The 17,866-nt window shown below is 39.7% G+C and carries 20 protein-coding genes and 2 pseudogenes; 6 read left to right on the top strand and 16 right to left on the bottom strand.

Annotated elements, in window-relative coordinates; all coding sequences use genetic code 11:
* Positions 1-376 (top strand): outer membrane protein (locus QT74_RS04345; RefSeq protein ID WP_033764913.1); only part of this gene is annotated, 376 nt, incomplete at its 5' end.
* A 480-nt stretch (positions 377-856) separates the two neighbouring features.
* Here QT74_RS04345 and QT74_RS04340 read toward each other — a convergent pair.
* Positions 857-1,087: a YdcH family protein gene (locus tag QT74_RS04340; protein ID WP_000468330.1), complete on the bottom strand. Its 231-nt coding sequence runs from the start codon at positions 1,085-1,087 to the stop codon at positions 857-859.
* Between the two features lie 119 nt (positions 1,088-1,206).
* On the opposite strand from QT74_RS04340, the gene alaS reads away from it, so the two are divergent.
* From alaS to QT74_RS08170, 3 genes and pseudogenes are all read left to right on the top strand, one after another.
* Positions 1,207-3,750 (top strand): alanine--tRNA ligase, encoded by a 2,544-nt coding sequence (alaS, locus tag QT74_RS04335; RefSeq protein WP_033764912.1) that lies wholly within the window; start codon positions 1,207-1,209, stop codon positions 3,748-3,750.
* A gap of 1 nt (position 3,751) precedes the next feature.
* A complete protein-coding gene (gene maf / locus QT74_RS04330) occupies positions 3,752-4,324 on the top strand; it encodes a septum formation inhibitor Maf (RefSeq protein ID WP_033764910.1) in 573 nt (190 codons plus the stop codon).
* A 114-nt stretch (positions 4,325-4,438) separates the two neighbouring features.
* A pseudogene (locus tag QT74_RS08170) lies at positions 4,439-4,697 on the top strand (hypothetical protein).
* Between the two features lie 79 nt (positions 4,698-4,776).
* On the opposite strand, the gene QT74_RS04320 reads toward QT74_RS08170, so the two are convergent.
* The 6 genes and pseudogenes from QT74_RS04320 to QT74_RS08840 all read right to left on the bottom strand — a co-directional run bounded on the left by QT74_RS04320 (position 4,777) and on the right by QT74_RS08840 (position 10,115).
* Positions 4,777-5,781 carry a formamidase gene (locus QT74_RS04320; protein ID WP_000534792.1) on the bottom strand — a complete coding sequence of 335 codons (1,005 nt, stop codon included), beginning with the start codon at positions 5,779-5,781 and terminating at the stop codon, positions 4,777-4,779.
* Positions 5,782-5,946: 165 nt separating this feature from the next.
* A complete protein-coding gene (gene carA / locus QT74_RS04315) occupies positions 5,947-7,074 on the bottom strand; it encodes a glutamine-hydrolyzing carbamoyl-phosphate synthase small subunit (protein ID WP_033764908.1) in 1,128 nt (375 codons plus the stop codon).
* Positions 7,074-7,625 carry a DUF507 family protein gene (locus QT74_RS04310; RefSeq protein WP_020972841.1) on the bottom strand — a complete coding sequence of 184 codons (552 nt, stop codon included), beginning with the start codon at positions 7,623-7,625 and terminating at the stop codon, positions 7,074-7,076. The genes carA and QT74_RS04310 overlap by 1 nt, the downstream gene beginning before the upstream one ends.
* Before the next feature lie 77 nt (positions 7,626-7,702).
* Positions 7,703-8,950 (bottom strand): glycosyltransferase family 39 protein, encoded by a 1,248-nt coding sequence (locus tag QT74_RS04305; RefSeq protein WP_033764905.1) that lies wholly within the window; start codon positions 8,948-8,950, stop codon positions 7,703-7,705.
* A complete protein-coding gene (locus tag QT74_RS04300; protein WP_033764903.1) occupies positions 8,941-9,849 on the bottom strand; it encodes a DMT family transporter in 909 nt (302 codons plus the stop codon). Before QT74_RS04300 ends, QT74_RS04305 begins: the two co-directional genes overlap by 10 nt.
* Positions 9,850-9,897: 48 nt before the next feature.
* Positions 9,898-10,115 (bottom strand): annotated as a pseudogene (locus QT74_RS08840) (hypothetical protein).
* A 128-nt stretch (positions 10,116-10,243) separates the two neighbouring features.
* Between QT74_RS08840 and QT74_RS04295 the strand changes: the two are divergent.
* Positions 10,244-10,705, top strand: coding sequence for a hypothetical protein (locus tag QT74_RS04295; RefSeq protein WP_033764901.1), 462 nt, complete (start codon positions 10,244-10,246; stop codon positions 10,703-10,705).
* Between the two features lie 27 nt (positions 10,706-10,732).
* On the opposite strand, the gene folP is transcribed toward QT74_RS04295, so the two are convergent.
* The 6 genes from folP to QT74_RS04265 form a co-directional block, all read right to left on the bottom strand.
* Entirely contained in the window at positions 10,733-11,875 is a 1,143-nt protein-coding gene (gene folP / locus QT74_RS04290; protein WP_033764899.1) for a dihydropteroate synthase, read from the bottom strand.
* Entirely contained in the window at positions 11,872-12,528 is a 657-nt protein-coding gene (locus tag QT74_RS04285; RefSeq protein ID WP_033764898.1) for a DNA polymerase III subunit delta', read from the bottom strand. The genes folP and QT74_RS04285 overlap by 4 nt, the downstream gene beginning before the upstream one ends.
* A complete protein-coding gene (locus tag QT74_RS04280) occupies positions 12,525-13,067 on the bottom strand; it encodes a HobA family DNA replication regulator (RefSeq protein WP_033764895.1) in 543 nt (180 codons plus the stop codon). Before QT74_RS04280 ends, QT74_RS04285 begins: the two co-directional genes overlap by 4 nt.
* A complete protein-coding gene (locus QT74_RS04275) occupies positions 13,064-14,281 on the bottom strand; it encodes an aspartate kinase (RefSeq protein WP_000909649.1) in 1,218 nt (405 codons plus the stop codon). The genes QT74_RS04280 and QT74_RS04275 overlap by 4 nt, the downstream gene beginning before the upstream one ends.
* 1 nt (position 14,282) lies before the next feature.
* Positions 14,283-14,750 (bottom strand): RNA pyrophosphohydrolase, encoded by a 468-nt coding sequence (locus QT74_RS04270; protein ID WP_033764892.1) that lies wholly within the window; start codon positions 14,748-14,750, stop codon positions 14,283-14,285.
* 161 nt (positions 14,751-14,911) lie between these two features.
* Positions 14,912-15,202 (bottom strand): c-type cytochrome, encoded by a 291-nt coding sequence (locus QT74_RS04265; protein WP_033764890.1) that lies wholly within the window; start codon positions 15,200-15,202, stop codon positions 14,912-14,914.
* Between the two features lie 95 nt (positions 15,203-15,297).
* Between QT74_RS04265 and hemW the strand changes: the two genes are divergently transcribed.
* A complete protein-coding gene (hemW, locus tag QT74_RS04260; RefSeq protein WP_195742338.1) occupies positions 15,298-16,335 on the top strand; it encodes a radical SAM family heme chaperone HemW in 1,038 nt (345 codons plus the stop codon).
* A 45-nt stretch (positions 16,336-16,380) separates the two neighbouring features.
* Here the strand turns inward: hemW and crcB are convergent, their stop codons facing one another.
* The 3 genes from crcB to QT74_RS04245 are packed head-to-tail and all read right to left on the bottom strand — an operon-like array spanning position 16,381 to position 17,841.
* A complete protein-coding gene (crcB, locus tag QT74_RS04255; protein ID WP_001011997.1) occupies positions 16,381-16,773 on the bottom strand; it encodes a fluoride efflux transporter CrcB in 393 nt (130 codons plus the stop codon).
* A gap of 46 nt (positions 16,774-16,819) precedes the next feature.
* Entirely contained in the window at positions 16,820-17,500 is a 681-nt protein-coding gene (locus tag QT74_RS04250) for a uroporphyrinogen-III synthase (protein ID WP_033764886.1), read from the bottom strand.
* 2 nt (positions 17,501-17,502) lie between these two features.
* Complete coding sequence (locus QT74_RS04245; RefSeq protein ID WP_033764884.1) at positions 17,503-17,841, bottom strand: rhodanese-like domain-containing protein; 339 nt, start codon at positions 17,839-17,841, stop codon at positions 17,503-17,505.
* Positions 17,842-17,866: the final 25 nt, after the last annotated feature.

The following is a 17,866-nucleotide window of genomic DNA, read 5'->3' as shown; positions in this document are numbered from 1 at the left end:
CGCGCTTTATAACTTCATCAACGATAAAGCCACTAACTTTTTAGGCAAGAACAACAAGCTTTCTGTGGGGCTTTTTGGCGGTATTGCACTAGCCGGGACTTCATGGCTTAATTCTGAATATGTGAATTTAGCGACCGTGAATAATGTCTATAACGCTAAAATGAATGTGGCGAATTTCCAATTCTTATTCAACATGGGTGTGAGAATGAACCTCGCTAGACCTAAGAAAAAAGACAGCGATCATGCGGCTCAACATGGGATTGAACTAGGGCTTAAAATCCCCACCATCAACACCAATTACTATTCTTTCATGGGGGCTGAGCTTAAATACCGCAGACTCTATAGCGTGTATTTGAATTATGTGTTCGCTTACTGATGTTTAGCTCTTTATAGAACTCCTTTTTTAAGGGATTTCTTTTTTTAAACTCCCTTTTTGAAACTCCCTTTTTGAAACTCCCTTTTTTTGGGGGGGTTTGATGCAAAATCCTTTTTTTTGGGGGGTTTGATTTTTTTGAACCCTCTTTTTTAAAACCCTTTGTTTTGAACCCTCTTTCTTAAATTCTTTGTTTTTGAACTCTTTATTTTTTTGGGGGATTTTAATGAAAAATCTTTTTTAGCGTTTTTGACGATTTGGTTAGTGGAAAACTTGATACTAATTTAAGCGATAGTTTTTAAAAAGCGCTTCTTTTTGGGGGTTTTTAAGTTGAACTTTAAAAAGGGGAGAATGATTTCAAAGACTTCCTATCTTTTTAAGAAAATAAAATAAAACTTTAAGAAAATAAGTTTTACAATAAAATGAGAGCTAAAACACCCTTTTAAAAGCGTTTTAGCGTGTTTTCACCAAGATGGCTAAACCTTAAGCGCGTTCAGATTTTTGCTTTTCTCTATACTCTATGATCATGCTGTGGATTTCATCTTTTAATTTTAATTTTTGTTTTTTCATGTGGCTGACTTCAGCGTCGCTAGCGTTTTGTTGCTCAGCGGTTTTGATGTCATCATCAAGCTGGTTGTGTTTCTCAAAAATCTTATCAAAATGCGGATTATTCGCTTTTAACACGCTGATTTCGTCTCTAAATTCATGGAACATGGTTTTCTCCTTTAATTTTGGATGTTTAAAGTATAATAAACTATCTTTTTAAAAAAACAACTTAAAAGAGCTATAAAATAGCCTTAAAATGCGCGATAAAACAACAAAAAGGAATACCCATGGATATTCGCAACGAATTTTTACAATTTTTTCACAATAAGGGGCATGAGATTTATCCTAGCATGCCTTTAGTGCCTAATGACGCTACCTTGCTTTTTACCAATGCCGGCATGGTGCAATTTAAAGATATTTTTACCGGGATTGTACCACGCCCTAGCATTCCTAGAGCGGCAAGTTCGCAATTGTGCATGCGAGCGGGTGGCAAGCATAACGATTTGGAAAATGTCGGTTATACCGCAAGACACCACACGCTTTTTGAAATGCTAGGGAATTTCTCTTTTGGGGATTATTTCAAAGAAGAAGCGATTTTGTTTGCGTGGGAATTTGTAACCAAGAATTTAGGGTTTAAGCCTAAAGATTTATATATCAGCGTGCATGAAAAAGACGATGAAGCCGTTAAACTATGGGAAAAGTTTGTGCCTGTTGACAGGATTAAAAAAATGGGCGATAAAGATAATTTCTGGCAAATGGGCGATAGCGGGCCTTGCGGGCCTTGCAGTGAAATTTACATTGATCAGGGCGAAGAACACTTTAAGGGGAGCGAGGATTATTTTGGGGGCGAGGGCGATAGGTTTTTAGAAATTTGGAATTTGGTGTTCATGCAATACGAACGCTCTAATGATGGCGTTTTGTCCCCCTTGCCAAAGCCTAGCATTGATACGGGCATGGGGTTAGAAAGGGTGCAAGCGCTATTAGAGCATAAGCTCAATAATTTTGATTCTTCATTATTTGCGCCCCTAATGGGAGAAATCAGCGAGCTTACAGGTTTGGATTATGCGAGTGAGTTCCAGCCAAGTTTTAGGGTAGTGGCCGATCACGCAAGAGCGGTAGCGTTCTTGCTCGCTCAAGGGGTGCATTTCAATAAGGAAGGCCGTGGCTATGTTCTAAGGCGCATTTTAAGGCGGGCCTTAAGGCATGGGTATTTAATGGGCTTGAAAGAAGCGTTTTTATACAAAGTCGTGGGCGTGGTGTGCGAGCAATTTTCTAACACGCATGCGTATTTGAAAGAGTCTAAAGAAATGGTGATGAAAGAATGCTTTGAAGAAGAAGAGCGCTTTTTAGAGACTTTGGAATCGGGCATGGAATTGTTTAACTTGTCTTTAAAGCATTTGAATGAAAATAAAATCTTTGATGGCAAGATCGCTTTCAAGCTTTATGACACTTTTGGTTTTCCTTTGGATTTAACGAACGACATGCTAAGAAGTCATGGGGCGTGCGTGGATATGCAAGGCTTTGAAAATTGCATGCAAGAGCAAGTGAAACGCTCTAAAGCTTCATGGAAAGGCAAACAAAATAACGCTGATTTTAGCGCTATTTTAAACGCTTATGCGCCTAATGAATTTGTGGGGTATGAAACGACAGAATGTTCTGCTAAAGCCTTAGGGTTTTTTGATAGCGATTTTAAAGAAATAACCGATGCAAATCCTAACCAAGAAGTCTGGGTGTTGCTAGAAGAAACCCCTTTTTATGCAGAAGGTGGGGGGGCTATAGGCGATAGTGGAGTGCTTTTTAAAGACAATGAAGAAGCGGCTATAGTGCTAGATACAAAAAACTTTTTTGGGCTTAATTTTTCGCTCCTTGAAATCAAAAAAGCGCTAAAAAAAGGCGATCAAACGATCGCGCAAGTGAGCGATGAGCGTTTAGAAATCGCCAAACACCATAGCGCGACGCATTTATTGCAGAGCGCTTTAAGAGAAGTTTTAGGCTCGCATGTGAGTCAAGCAGGGAGTTTAGTGGAATCCAAACGATTGCGCTTTGATTTCTCGCATGCTAAAGCGCTCAATGATGAAGAGTTAGAAAAAGTAGAAGATTTGGTTAATGCTCAAATTTTCAAGCATTTAAAAAGCCAGGTGGAGCATATGCCTTTAAATCAGGCTAAAGATAAGGGAGCGTTAGCGTTATTTAATGAAAAATACGCTGAAAATGTGCGGGTGGTGAGCTTTAAGGAAGCGTCCATTGAATTGTGTGGGGGCATTCATGTGGAAAATACCGGGCTTATTGGGGGGTTTAGGATTGTAAAAGAAAGCGGGGTGAGTAGTGGGGTCAGACGCATTGAAGCGGTGTGCGGGAAAGCCTTTTACCAACTGGCTAAAGAAGAAAATAAAGAGCTTAAAAACGCTAAGACTTTATTGAAAAATAACGATGTGATCGCCGGCATCAACAAGCTTAAAGAGAGCGTGAAAAACAGTCAAAAAGCCCCCGTTTCTATGGATTTACCGGTTGAAAAAATCCATGGCGTGGATTTGGTGGTTGGCGTCGTGGAGCAAGGCGACATTAAAGAAATGATTGACCGGTTGAAAAGTAAGCATGAAAGATTGCTCGCTATGGTGTTTAAAAAAGAAAATGAGCGAATCACTCTCGCATGCGGGGTGAAAAACGCGCCCATAAAAGCGAATGTGTGGGCTAATGAAGTGGCACAAATTTTAGGGGGCAAAGGGGGCGGGAGAGGTGATTTTGCGAGTGCTGGAGGCAAGGATATTGAAAATTTGCAAGCCGCGCTCAATTTAGCGAAAAATACCGCTCTTAAAGCTTTAGAGGGATAGCGTGGAGCTTATTTTAGGCTCTCAATCCAGCGCTAGGGCGAATCTTTTAAAAGAGCATGGGATTAAGTTTGAACAAAAAGCGCTCTATTTTGATGAAGAAAGCCTAAAAACCACAGATCCTAGGGAGTTTGTCTATTTGGCGTGCAAGGGGAAATTAGAAAAAGCTAAAGAGTTACTTGCGAATAATTGCGTTATCGTGGTGGCTGATAGCGTGGTGAGCGTGGGTAATCGCATGCAACGAAAAGCTAAAAACAAGCAAGAAGCCCTTGAATTTTTAAAACTCCAAAATGGTCATGAAATAGAGGTTTTAACCTGCTCTGCATTGATTTCTCCTGTTTTGGAATGGCTGGATTTATCGGTTTTTAGAGCGCGTTTAAAGGCGTTTGATCCTAGCGAGATAGAAAAATATTTAGAGAGCGGATTGTGGCAAGAAAGCGCGGGCTGTGTGCGGTTAGAAGACTTTCATAAGCCCTATATTAAAAGCTCAAGCAAGAATTTAAGCGTGGGGTTGGGGCTGAATGTGGAAGGCTTGTTAGGGGCGCTAAAATTAGGGGCTGAAATTGTGTCGTTATAAACGCTATTGTTTTATAAACATTAAAACACTATCCACTGACTGATAAATCCCCTTGACAAACAAAAAAAAACGATATAATACAACATTTGATGTTTAAGGAGTTGTCATGGGGTCTTGGTCTCGTATTCTTTTATCAATCTTGGTGGTGGTTTTGGGATTAGTGCTTACTACCATGCTCATAAATTGGCATGTTTAGCGGGAATGATCTATTGTGGCTATGGCATTATTACAGATTTTAGCGTTCTATCATCTACAATGTGGTGGTTGGTCTTTATCAAAAATAACATGGTTTTGCATAGGTTATATCGCTTTATGGGGGCTTACGCTTATTAGGAGTTTTTTTACATGTTCTACAATAGAAGACTATTCGTAAAAATTGATTGAAAAAATCAAAATAGGGGAAAAACCAGAACCTTTAAAAACAGGTTCTAGCAAAAATATAAAGTTAGGGATTATTTCCCAAAACGCCCACCGGTGGTAGGGTAGCCATAAATAGAGCCATCTTTGATTTTCATGTGATCTTCCCAAGGCAATTTGTATTTACCAGCGGCTAAGTCTTTGATGTAGGTTAAGCCTGCATCATGTTCTCCGCCCGGTTTAGCCACATACCCTCTATGGCCTAGGTTGTAAATGTTGTTTTCTAAGCCCCAGCTTAAGCGAGCGTTGTCAGCCATTTTAGGATAGATTTCCCCAGTTACAATCTCCCAAGGGTTGCGGTGCCCTTGAACAAGAGTCGTGCCATCAAAGTTACAGATTTGTCCCTCACCAAAGTAGTAAAAGACATTATCATAGCCGGCTAAATTCACGCTCACGGTATACATCAAATTGTGCCATGCGTTGGAGCGGTTGGTCAAAATCCATTGATCATTGACTTGAGTGCTATAGCCTGAAATGCGGATATACACATTGCACCCTTTATAGGCTGCTTCTCTAGCAAGTTCTGGAATCATGCCGTCATGGCAAATGCACACGGCTAATTTTGATCCGCCCGGACCCTCGCACACAGGCATTCCTAAATCCCCAGGATACCATGGTTCAATGGGATTCCATGGGAATAGCTTGCGGTATTTTAGAATGATTTTACCTTGCGGATCAATGATAATGGCGGTGTTGTAGGGGTTTTTGTTAGAATCAGGATTGCGTTCCATGATTGAAAAAACACCATAAACTTTCGCCTCTTTACACGCTTGAGCGTATAACTCTGTCTCTTTACCCGGGACATCTAATAAAAACTCTTCGCTAAGCCACTTAGCGGTATTCAAACCTTGCGTGCTATATTCAGGGAAAATGATAAGTTCCACTCCCGGATACCCCGCTTTAGTCGCATGCAAGGTTCTAATAATGCTTTCAATATTGTGATCAATATCCTTACGGCTATTGACAATTGGCACAGGAAACTGAATGGCTGCCACTAAAAACCCTTCAATAGGTTTGCCCATACTACCGATACTTCCCATAATAACTCCTTCTAAAAGTTTTGTCGCAATAACAATAACAATTATTGCGAGAGAATACTATTGCAAGAGAACTAATTTAGAGTAAATGCGAGATTTTTTGATAAAAAGATTCAAATCTATTTTTAAAGCACTTTTCAACCTCTATGGGTGCTGCTTTAAAAACCCCTAAAAGCCCTTTAACAATTCCACAAATTCTTTAAAAATATAGTGGCTCTCTTTGGGGCCGGGGCTGCTTTCTGGGTGGTGCTGGACAGAAATAATGGGAGCGTTTTTATAGCACACGCCCTCAATGGTGTTGTCAAAAAGATTGCGGTGCGTGATAATAGCGATTTCTTCAATGTCTTCAGGGACGCAATAGTTGTGGTTTTGCGCGGTGATTTCAACAGCGTTTGTTTTTAGGTTTTTAACGGGGTGGTTGCTCCCATGATGGCCAAATTTGAGCTTGTAAGTAGGGTAGCCTTGTGCGATAGAGAGCAATTGATGCCCTAAGCAAATGCCAAACATGGGGATTTTAGCGTTAATGAGTTGTTTGATTTCTTTAATTTCTTGCTGCAAGCTTAAAGGATCGCCCGGCCCGTTAGAGAGGAAAATCCCGCTAATTTCTTTTTTTTCATAGGCTTTAATCAGCTCGTTAGCTTTAGTGTGGTGCGGGTAAATAAGGGCTTTTAACCCCACATTTTGAAGCTCGTTTAAGATATTGCCCTTAGCCCCAAAGTCTAACACGGCGATAATTTTATGAGAGGTTTTTTCATCAAAAGGCTTGTAATCTAGGGTTTTGAAATCAAAAATCGCGCGTTGGTGCGTGGTGATTTTTGGCGTAGAAACGCTAGACACTAGGGGGGAGTGAGAAATTCTAGGGGCGTTTTTTAAAATTTCTTCAAGCTTGTTTTTGTCATGCTCTATCGTGGAAGCGACCATCATCAAGCACCCATGATGGCGTAAGGTTTTGATCAAACTCCTGGTATCAACGCCACAAATCCCTAAAACGCCACGCTCTTTCAAATAAGCGCTCAAGCTAAAATCCGCCCTTGAATTAGAAAAAAATTCGTTGTAATGGCGCGCTAAAACCCCTGCGCATGAAAAAAGGGATTCATCATCTTTAAAATTAGCGCCCACAACCCCAATTTCAGGCATGCTAAAAACCACAAATTGCCCCTTATAGCTAGGGTCGCTAATGACTTCTTGATAGCCGCTCATAGAAGTGTTAAAAACAAGCTCGCCCGCTTGCGTGCCACTAGCCCCAAAACTTTGCGCTTTTAAAAAAAGCCCGTTTTCTAAATAGAGAGAGACCATTATAAAAAGCCTTTGCGCCTTAATTCTTCTTCATAGAGCCTTTCAAACACCAACTCGTATTCATCGCTCCCTACGGGCAGTTTGCGTTTGTAATGCTTGATTTTTTCATGCACTTCATTTTCAATGCTTTCATACGCTTTAGAATAGGTGTCAATGGATTTGTAAATCAAGTTTCTTATCAAATTCTCTGACACGCTAAACATGATCAAATCCTCATCTAAGATTTTATTCAAAATCTGGTGCGACAAATCGTTGCACCTTTCTTCCCAAAACAAATGGAAGCCCTCTTTTTGAGCGATCTGTCTTTTAATCATCCAAAAAAGCTGCCTTTCATCCATCCGCATGAATTCTATCTCATCGGTGTTTTCTTCTAAAAGCTCTCTGGCTTGCTCATCTATGGCGTTTTCTTTTTTAACGCTTTTTTCCAGAATTTCTTCTATCAATTCGCACAACAATTCCCTAGGGGCTTTTAATTCTAATAGTTTTGAATGGATAAAGTCGTTGGCAATCTTATGGCTTATATGGTTTATATGGGTTAGTTTGAGTCTCATGATTTTTCTCGCATATTTTATTTATTTTTAGAGTGTATTTTATCACTCTTTAGATAAAATGCTTTTTAAAGAATGGGTTAATGGCGCACCAAACTATAGGATTGTAGAATTTTATCAGCGTAGATGATTTTAATATCCGGGCGTTTTTTAGAAATTTTAGTGTTAATCAGTCTTAACCTCCCCCCCTCTTTAATACCATAAAATTGAAGCCTTAAAGCGAGTTGTTTATTGTTAGTGCGGATTTGATGAATGCCCCTTAATTGCAAGGCTATAGCGACTTCTTTGGCTAAGAAATGCCGGTTTAATAATTTTTCATTAGCGCCAGAAATTTTACTCCCCCATAAAAAAAGCGTTTCAGTGAGCATTAAAAGATACAAACTAAAAACGCGCAAATAATACTGCCCCCTAAATTCCTTTAAACGCACCCTAAGGCTATTTAAAACGCTTTTAACAAACAAAGGCAAACCGATTAACGCTAAGGGGGCGAAAGTTTTTAAATCTATCTCTTGACGCATGCTCAAAAGCAAAGGGAAAAGCCAACCGCTCGCGCTCATAAAGGCTAGTAACGATGGCTTTTTATCAAAAAGGGCTTTGTAGAGCGTATAAGGGTAGTAGAGGAAGAATAAGGGCGAATATAAAAGCATGAGTTCTAAGCATGTGTCTATAAAATACCCACTAGGCAAGCCCTTATTGAAACTCCCGCTAAAAAGAGCAATATTCACGCCCAAACCCACCAAAATAAAGATCGCGCTCTTAAAATAGCGTCTTCTTAAGGCGTAGGCAAAAACCCCTAGTAAAAGCGGGATGAACGCGCCGTCTAAAAATGCACAAGCGCTGAGGGTTAAATAAGGGATTTTTTGGGTTTTGATATACAAATAGCTAACCAAAAGCCCAAGGCTTAACACCAGCACGCTTTTAGCCAATAAAATCGCAAAGAGATTCACCCCAGGCAATAAAGCGTAAGTCAATACCACATAAAGGGCGTCTTTAGGCTTTTTTAAAATCTTTCGCCCTATCAAATAAAATAAAAACATGTTAATGAGATGAGCGATCAAAAAAGGCAATCTTAAAGCCAAATCGTTTTGGCCTAAAATGGCGGCGCTTTTTTGAGCGATTTGAACAAACCATGCGCTGCTATAAAAAAAATCCTTCGCTTCATTGTAGCTGATAGAAATTTCTTCACTCATCAACAGCCCCAAAGCCAGGACTAAAAAAACCATGATGATAAAGACTAAATCGCTTAAATCAAAGCTTCTTGTTTTTTTCTCTGGATAAATAAAATAGCGGAAATATAACAGAGTGCTTTGTAAGGGGCTTAGTTGCATGGCTTAAATTTTTTTAATTCTTTTAAAAGAGCGGGCAAGGCAATGAGTAGGCCTGAACATAAAATCAAAGCCACCCCTAAAGAGCTTTTAAGATCCAAAAATGTATCGCCCAAATACAGCCCAAACAACAGCCCCCAAACAATGCGGGTGTATTCAATGGGGGCAATGATCCCAGCAGGAGCGTTCATGTAAGCATAGGTTAAGAAATACTGCCCTAAAGTCCCGCTAATCCCTATTAAAGAAATCCACAAAATGTCTTCTTTTCTAGGGATATGAATGCCTGTGGATAAAAAAGGAATATCAATGAACATGCCTATTAATCCAAGAAGGCTCATGCCAAAGGCGAACGCTAAAATCACGGCTTGCTTGTCATAATATTCCCTCAAATCCCTTAAAGTGATATACGCTAAAGACACAAAAATCCCGCTCAATATGCCCATAAGGATTTCAACCGGCCCCACATTTTCCACGCTAGGATCGGAGATCAACACCACCCCCACTAGCCCGATGCATGCAGAAATTAACGCGCTTCTTTTGAGTTTTTCTTTCAAAAGCAAAGGGGAAAGAAGCACCGTATAAATCGGTGCGCATTGCGAAAAGGCCGTCGCTGTAGCGAGCGAAATTTTTTCAATATTATAAAAAAACGCTAGCATGGCTAAGCCCCCCACAACGACCCTAAAAGCGAGCTTTTTAAAACCGCCTTGTTTGTAACTCTTCAAGCGGTAGGGTTTGAAAGGATAAACAAGTAAGAGTAAAAGCGTCATGGTAATGGAGCGGTAAAACACGTTTTCCATAGGGGAAAAATAATCCGCTGTGATTTTAACAAACGCGCTCATGATCCCAAAGCAAAAATTCGCCAAGAGTATCATTGAAACGCCAAATAAAATGGTATTACGCATGCCCTTTACCCATAAAGATTTTAGGGTAGTTTAACCTAAAATCTCTAATTAAGTCTTAAAGTTTTTAAGCTCTAAAAGCATAAAAGTTGCATTGATTGGTAAAATCATGTTATAACAATGTTCTAGGAGTTTTACCTTTTGTTTTGTCTAGAATGATTCTAGAAGCTTCAGCATTTCAAGCTCCTTATAGAAATATGAAAACATAAAAACACGAATCCTTTTTGAAAATAAACTCCTAGACCCTTTTTAAAGGGTTTGAACGCCATCACTTAGAAAACTCTTTTAAGATTTTCAAGTCCCTTGTTTTGTTAAAAACCCATGCCATAAGATCTCATCTCATTAGGGAATGGATTTTGCTTAACATTAGCGTAAAATTCAATTATAGGAAATTCGCATGGCTGTTTCTTCTATCAATCTGTTTGATTCTAATCTCTATGGGCTTTTAAACGCTAAAAGCACTCCTAAAGAAGACCTGGCTCCTGTTGAAAACACAGAAAAAATAGAGCGAGAAAAAAAGGACGCTCCAACAGAAAACCTCCCCTTTAACCCTGACAAGCGAGAGACTTACGGCTTTTTGGTTTTAGAATTGATGAGCGATAGAGAGTATGAGGCTTTTTTAAGAGCTACGGCCGGAATGGATGAGAGTCAGAAACGCTTGGCCGCTCAGTCGCTCTATAGTTTGACGGATTTTTATAACGGGAAATTCTCTAAAGAAGTGGAAAACGCCCCCAAACAACCGATAAATGGCTTGCACAAAAAAGCCCTACAAACCTTTAACGCTACCAACCATAACGCTTTTTTGCAACGCTACCAGAACGCTTATAACAACCCTTCAACGATGGATGTTACCCTTTAAAATGGGGTTAGGGTTGAGGCGCTTTTTTTAATCCGTTTCTTCCAAACTCTTAAACACCTTGATGAGATCGATATGCTCATCAATGTCATGCGCTCTTAAAATACTCGCTCCATTTTGCAGCGCCATTAAATGCAAACTCAAAGTGCCAGCGAGCCGGTCTTGAACTTCACGCCCGGTGATAAGCCCGATCGTGTTTTTACGACTCGCTCCCACCAATAAGGGTTTTTTGAATTTGAGAAAGTGGCTTAAATGCTTGATTAAGGCTAAATTATGCTCTTTTAATTTAGCGAATCCAAACCCTATATCTAAAATAATATCTTGTAACGCGTATTTTTCTAAAACCTCTAATTTTTCCTTAAAAAAGCGATCCATTTCATCAAACAGATTGTGGTAAAAAACATTTTCTTGCATGTCTTTGGGGGTTTTTTGAGCGTGCATTAAAATGCAAGTGGGCTTGTAATCTCGTGCGACTTCTAGCATTTCAATGCTATTAAAACCGCTCACATCATTAAGGATAGAAAAACAATGCTCCAAAGCCATTTTAGCGGTTTGGGCATGGTAGGTGTCTATGCTGAATTTAGCGTATTGGTAGAGTTTTTGGGATTTGATCTCTAGTAAAATTTCTTTTAAGCGCTCTTGCTCTATTCTTGGATCAATGATTTCACTCTCTGGCCTTGAACTAGCCGCACCTATATCAATGAGCGTGATACCTTTTTCTAACAATTGATAGATTTCTTCAAGCGCTTTTTTACTATCAAACCGGCTCTTTTCATAGAAGCTATCCGGAGTCAGGTTTAAAACCGCCATGATCTGCGGGGCGTTAGGTTTTTTGGCTTTGAGGTGGCTTTTTAATTCTTGCGCTAAATGTTTAAGCCCAAAGGGTTGGGAATGGCACTTAACAATAAGGCGTTCTAATTGCTTAGCGCTCGCAATCAACACCCCATCATAAAAAGGCTCTTTAGCTAAAATACAATCTCTTGGCGTGGCAAAATCGCCCCCAACGCTTATGGCCTCTTGCTTTAAAATGAGCGTTGCGCTTAAGGGCAGATGCTGGATTTCAAAAACAAAGCTAACGCCTTTTTGATGCATACGATCTTGTGCGATCTTTTCTGGGCCTATTTTTTGTAAAGCGCTTTTGAGCGCATCAGGGTTAAGGCGTTTTACAATCATGGCGTTTTCTTTTTGGATAAAAGGCTTAAAAGCAGGGGTAAAAGATTATAGCTGAGCTTGTAATAAGAGCTGTTAGCCTTGATCGCTAAATCAAAAGCTTGCAATTCTTGCTCGTTTAAGGGGATCTTATGCCTGTTAACGCTCTCTAACAAGCTTTCAATTTTTTCCCTCTGATTTTCTCTGGAATCAAAATTTTCTTTGTCTAAATTTTTTAAAAACGCATAAATATCTTTCAAATCCAGCTTGGATAAATCCAAATCTAAAGGTTTTAGGGGGATTTTTTGGCGCTTGTCTTCTTTGATCAGGCGGGATTTAATGGTGGCTAAAACATGGTTTGGGCTTTTAGCGAACATGATAAAACAAACATTATTTGGGGGTTCTTCTAAGATTTTTAAAAGTGCGTTTTGGGCTTCTATGCCATAGCTAGGAGCGGCGATTAAAAAGGCGTTTAATTCGCTGTGTTTTAAGTGCGCCTTTGAAATAACTTCTTTAGCATGCTCTATTTTAAAATCCTTGTTGAAAGTTTTGATCACCTTTTTGTCTTTTTCAATGATCTCGGTGTAGAATTTAATGTGGCGCTCAAAAAGGCTTGCAGCCTCTTCTAGGCTCTCTTCAAGATTGTCCGTATAAATAAGGCGGTTGGAGTTTTTCACAGAGTAACCTTATTGTATAGCACGCTAAAAAGCGCGTTTTCAAAGAGTTTGAAGAGTTGCAATAATTTATAATCTAGCAAGCTATCATGCTCTTTTAAAAGCAAGCAATCTTCTTTAAGCTCTTCAAAAAGCCATAAAAAACTAGGGATTTTACTCAATAGTAAGGTTTTTAAGCCTTCATTTTCAACCCTCCCAACATGCCAAAACATGGGGTTTTGATAAGTCATCTCTATGGTGGCTAGAGAGAGATTCGCATCGTTTTTGGGGTAGAAAGAAGAAGCGTTAAAATCAATGACGGACAATAAGGGGCGCTCTTTTAAATCTTTAGGGTTTAAGTTAGAAAGAATGTAGTTTAAAAACCAGCGCCTAGAAGAATCCGTGCTCACTAACAGCGATCCGCCATTAAGCACATGCGAGATGGTTTGCGCGATGAGTTTGGCATAGCTTGATCGCTCTAATTCCAGCCACCCGCTTTGCTGGGCGATAAATTCCCCTTGATCGCGCACAAATTCCTTGATCCAGTCGTAGAAATTTTTCATTGATCCAATTGATACACCGCATGCAAAGTTCTAACCGCTAATTCAGCGTATTTAATGTCAATCAAAACCGAAATTTTAATCTCGCTTGTAGAAATCATCATGATATTGATATTGTCTTTGGCTAGGGCTTTAAAAGCGATGCTCGCTACCCCAGAATGCGACTTCATGCCCACGCCCACTATGGAAACTTTAGCGATATTTTCATCATAATCAATGGAATCCATTTGCGCTAAAAAAGGCTTTAAGGCTTGCTTGGTTTCTTCTATTTGGGTTTTAACGATCGTAAAATCCAAATCGGTTTTGCCGTCTCTGCCGATCGTTTGGACGATCATATCCACATTAATGCGATACTCCGCTAAAGCGCCAAAGATTTCAGCGGCAATGCCAGGCCGATCTTCCACGCCCTCCATGCTCACACGAGCCTGATTCTTATCCAATGCGATCCCACTCACTATAGGGGTTTCCATGCGTTCTCCTTTAAAGTCTTTTTCAGCCACAATGAGCGTGCCTTCGCTATGGTTAAACGAATTGCGAGTCACTAACTTCACGCTGAGTTTTTTGGCCAACTCTACCGAGCGGTTTAACAACACTTTAGCCCCCATAGAAGCTAATTCAAGCATTTCATCATAGCTGATTTGCGCGATTTTTTGAGCCTTTTCTTCAATGCGCGGATCGGTGGTATAAACGCCATCCACATCCGTATAGATTTCGCACAGATCCGCTTTTAAAGCCCCGGCCAAAGCGACCGCGCTCAAATCGCTCCCCCCACGCCCTAAAGTCGTTGTTTCACCTTGAATATCAGCACCTTGAAACCCAGCGATCACCACAATGTAGTTTTTTTCTAAAAGCTCTGTGATGCGTTTAGTGTCAATGGATTGGATCACGGCGTTTTGAAAATGCGAACTGGTTAAAATGCCCGCTTCTTTCCCGCTCAAGGAAATGGCTCTATGCCCATACCTCTCTAACGCCATGCTTAAAGCCGCGCTTGAAATCCATTCCCCTGTGCTGACAATCCTGTCCATTTCTCGCTTGTTAGGGTTATGGCTAAAATTCTTGCCAAATTCTAAAAGCCTATCCGTTTCGCCACTCATCGCTGAAACCACCACCACCACCTGATGCCCTAATTTAACGCTTTCTAAAACCCTTTGAGCGACATTGTGGATCCTTTCTATGCTGCCCATGCTCGTGCCGCCGTATTTTTGAACGATTAACACCCTATAAATACCCTTCTCTTTTGAAATAAGCGATGACTTGGCGGTACACTTGGCGTTTGAAAGGAACGATTTTTTTAAGCAAATCCTTAAGATGGATGAATTGATAAGCCCTAAATTCTGGCGTGTGTTTGTTCAAATCAATGTTGTTCGCATGCTTTAGGCGCACTAAAAAATAGCGTTGCTTTTGCCCGTCAAACGCATAGAATTTATGCTCCATATTGCTTGGGAAATCATAGGCGATCCATCTGGGGTATTGTGCTAAAATCTCTATTTCATTCGTGCCAATTTCTTCTAATAATTCCCTATGGAGTGCTTCTAATGGGGTTTCGCTCTCATCAATGCCCCCTTGGGGGAATTGCCACGCTCCTTCAATATCTACGCGCTCGGCGATAAAAACTTCGCATGTATTAGGGTAGTCTGGCGACATGATAATGGCCGCAACGTTAGGACGATATTTTTTATGTAGCATAGGTCTTTATTTTAGCTCTTTCTTGTTTGATTAAGATTAATATTATAGTGTATGCTGGCTTTAAGTAGGGTTAAGAATGCCATTAAAATCAAAAATTAAGGAAAAAGGGCTTGAAACTCATTTTAATAGCGCCCAAATAGCACTATTAAAACTGAGAGGGTTTATTTGAGAGTGGGGATGTATTTGGCTAAAGCTTTGATGTCTTCATCGCTTAATTTTTTAGCTTGTGCGGTCATGACAGGATTTTTGTTGGCACCGCTTTTAAAATCCATAAGCTCTTTTTCAATTTCCGCTTCAGTCATCATGTTGACGATTTTGCTTTTGCCTAAAGCTTTCTTTTCAAACTTAACCCCATGGCAAGCGGCACAACTTTTTGCAAGGGCTTTAACATCGGTTGCCATTAAAATGTTTGCGAACGCCAAAACGCCTAAAGCCATAATAACCTTTTTCATCGTTTATCTCCTCTACTTATCAAAATGATCTTAAAATGATACAATTACAAGTTTAAGTTTTGCTTAAAAATGAAGTGAAAATGAGAGAAATAAATATGATTTTATACATTCATATCCCCTTTTGTGAAAATAAATGCGGTTATTGCGCTTTCAATTCCTATGAAAATAAGCATGGGTTAAAAGAAGAATACACTCAAGCGTTGTGCCTGGATTTAAAGCATGCGTTAAGTCAAACTGATGAACCAATTGAAAGCGTTTTTATTGGCGGCGGCACGCCCAACACTTTGAGCGTGAAAGCTTTTGAAAGGATTTTTGAAAGCATTCATCAACATGCACACTTGAGCTCAGATTGTGAGATCACCACTGAAGCTAACCCCGAACTCATTTCTAAAGCTTGGTGTCAAGGCTTAAAAGATTTAGGGATCAACCGCTTGAGTTTAGGGGTGCAAAGTTTTAGGGAAGATAAATTGTTGTTTTTAGAGCGCCAACATTCTAAAAATATCGCCCCCGTGATAGAAACTATTTTAAAAAGCGGGATTGAAAATGTCAGCATTGATTTGATTTATAACACCCCATTAGATAATGAAAACTCTTTAAAAGAAGAACTAAAACTCGCTAAAGAACTCCCTATCAACCACTTGAGCGCTTACGCTTTGAGCGTTGAAAAAAACACGAATTTAGAAAAAAACGCCAAAAAACCCTCAAGCGTGGATTTTGACAATGTGGTAAAAGAGGCTTTAGAGGGCTTTTCTTTCAAGCAATACGAAGTGTCTAATTACGCTAGAAATTATCAAGTCAAGCATAATTTAGCTTACTGGGGGGCTAAAGATTATTTAGGGTGTGGGGCTGGGGCTGTAGGTTGCGTGGCGAATGAGCGTTTTTTTGCAAAAAAACTCATAGAAAACTACATTAAAGACCCCCTAAAACGCCAAGTTGAGACGCTTAATAAACAAGACAAGCGCTTAGAAAAGCTGTTTTTAGGCTTAAGGTGCGTGCTAGGGGTTGAGCTTAGTTTGTTAGATGGAAATAAAGTAAAGTTTTTGATTGAAGAAAATAAGGCTTTCATTAAAAATAACCGCTTGGTAGCGAGCGATTTTTTCATGGCCGATGAAATGGCTTTGTGGCTGTTGTAAGGCTCTGCTTTAATTAAGCGTTAATGAAACGCCAAAAAGCGTTTTTTAGTTAATGCCTACAAAATTTTTAGCCAAAAACCAACCAATAGCCACCCCAATAAGCCCTAAAAGGTTAGTGCCTAAGACATAAGAAATGGCTTCAAGGTATTGGGATTTTTGCAAGAGTTTTAAAGTGTCTAACCCATAAGAAGAAAAGGTCGTAAAACCCCCTAAAACCCCGGTGACAAAGAAAATCCCAAAATCATCACCAAAAACTTTTTTAACAGCCAAATGCCCCATAAAGCCGATGACAAAACACCCTATGAGATTCACGCTAAAAGTCCCTAAAGGGAAACTTTCAAACATTAAAAATTTGCTAGGCATCATTTTGCCCACAAAATATCTCAATGAACTCCCTATAGCCCCTCCTAAAGCGGCCCATAAAAAGACAAAATTCATGCATCATCCTTTAAAAATCAATGGAGAGTATTATAATGAGGTGTTTTTAACATTCCTTAACCCTCAAATTTAAAGCCAGTTCTAAACACGCTTCTAAGGAAGGCTTTTTGGCAATATAGCTTGGAATGCCTTGCTCTTGTAAAAAATGAGCGGTCGTGTTGCCAATGCTGATAGCGGTGTAATTTTCTAAAAATTCAAAATAGCGCAAAAAGGCTTTTGCGTGGCTTATGGCGGTAAAAATAAGAATACTCTTTTCTTTGGGTTTTAGGGCGTTTTGTTCGCTTAAGGTTAAATGTTTGAGCTTGTTTTCATAAACAACGGCTTGCTTGAAATTGATGCCATGCTCTAAAAGAATGGTGTCTAAAGAAGAGGCAATCTCTTTTGCCCTGAGATACAAAACGCTTTTTTTTTCCAATAAAGGAAGGATTTCTTGAACGAACTCTTTGCCATGGGCTTTTTCCCCTATAAAGGCGGTTTTAAAATGGTGATCTTGTAAAGTTTTTGCGGTGGGTTCGCTCAAAGCGTAAGCAGGAATGTTTTGTAACATTTTGAGTTTGGGGCTGTTTTTTAGAGTTTCTAGCAAGGAAAACACCGCATTTTTAGAAGTGAAAATCAGGGCGTCAAAAGGGGTTAGATCTAATTCTAAAGGATAGTAGCGCAATTCATTTAAAATGAGAGTCTTATAAGGGGCGATTTTTTGAGAATGCACCCATACAATCTCCCTCATGCCTAGTTTTTTTTATTGCTCAAAGAGATATCATCATAGACCATTCTAAAGCCGTATTTTTCAAAATCATAGACATTGCCCTCTAAATAATAGGGCGTATAGCCTAATTCATGCATGCTTTTAGCCGCATCTAAAGCCCTGCGGCCAGCCCTGCAATGGAGCAACACTTTTTGATCTTTGTGCTTAGATAAAAAATCAGCGAGCTTTTCTTGGTCATTGACGCTAATGAGCGTAGCGTTAGGCAAATGCAATTCTTCATATTCGTCCAATTCGCGCACATCTACGACGATAAAATCATTGAAATTGACTTCTTCTAAACTGATCGCATAATCTTCAAGCATGTTTATCCTTAATTTTTAAAGTAAG

The organism is Helicobacter pylori SA213A (assembly GCF_000476275.1).
GTDB lineage: Bacteria > Campylobacterota > Campylobacteria > Campylobacterales > Helicobacteraceae > Helicobacter > Helicobacter pylori_CL.
Note: the sequence above shows the minus strand (reverse complement) of the source record. Positions and strands in the feature narration are given on the sequence as shown.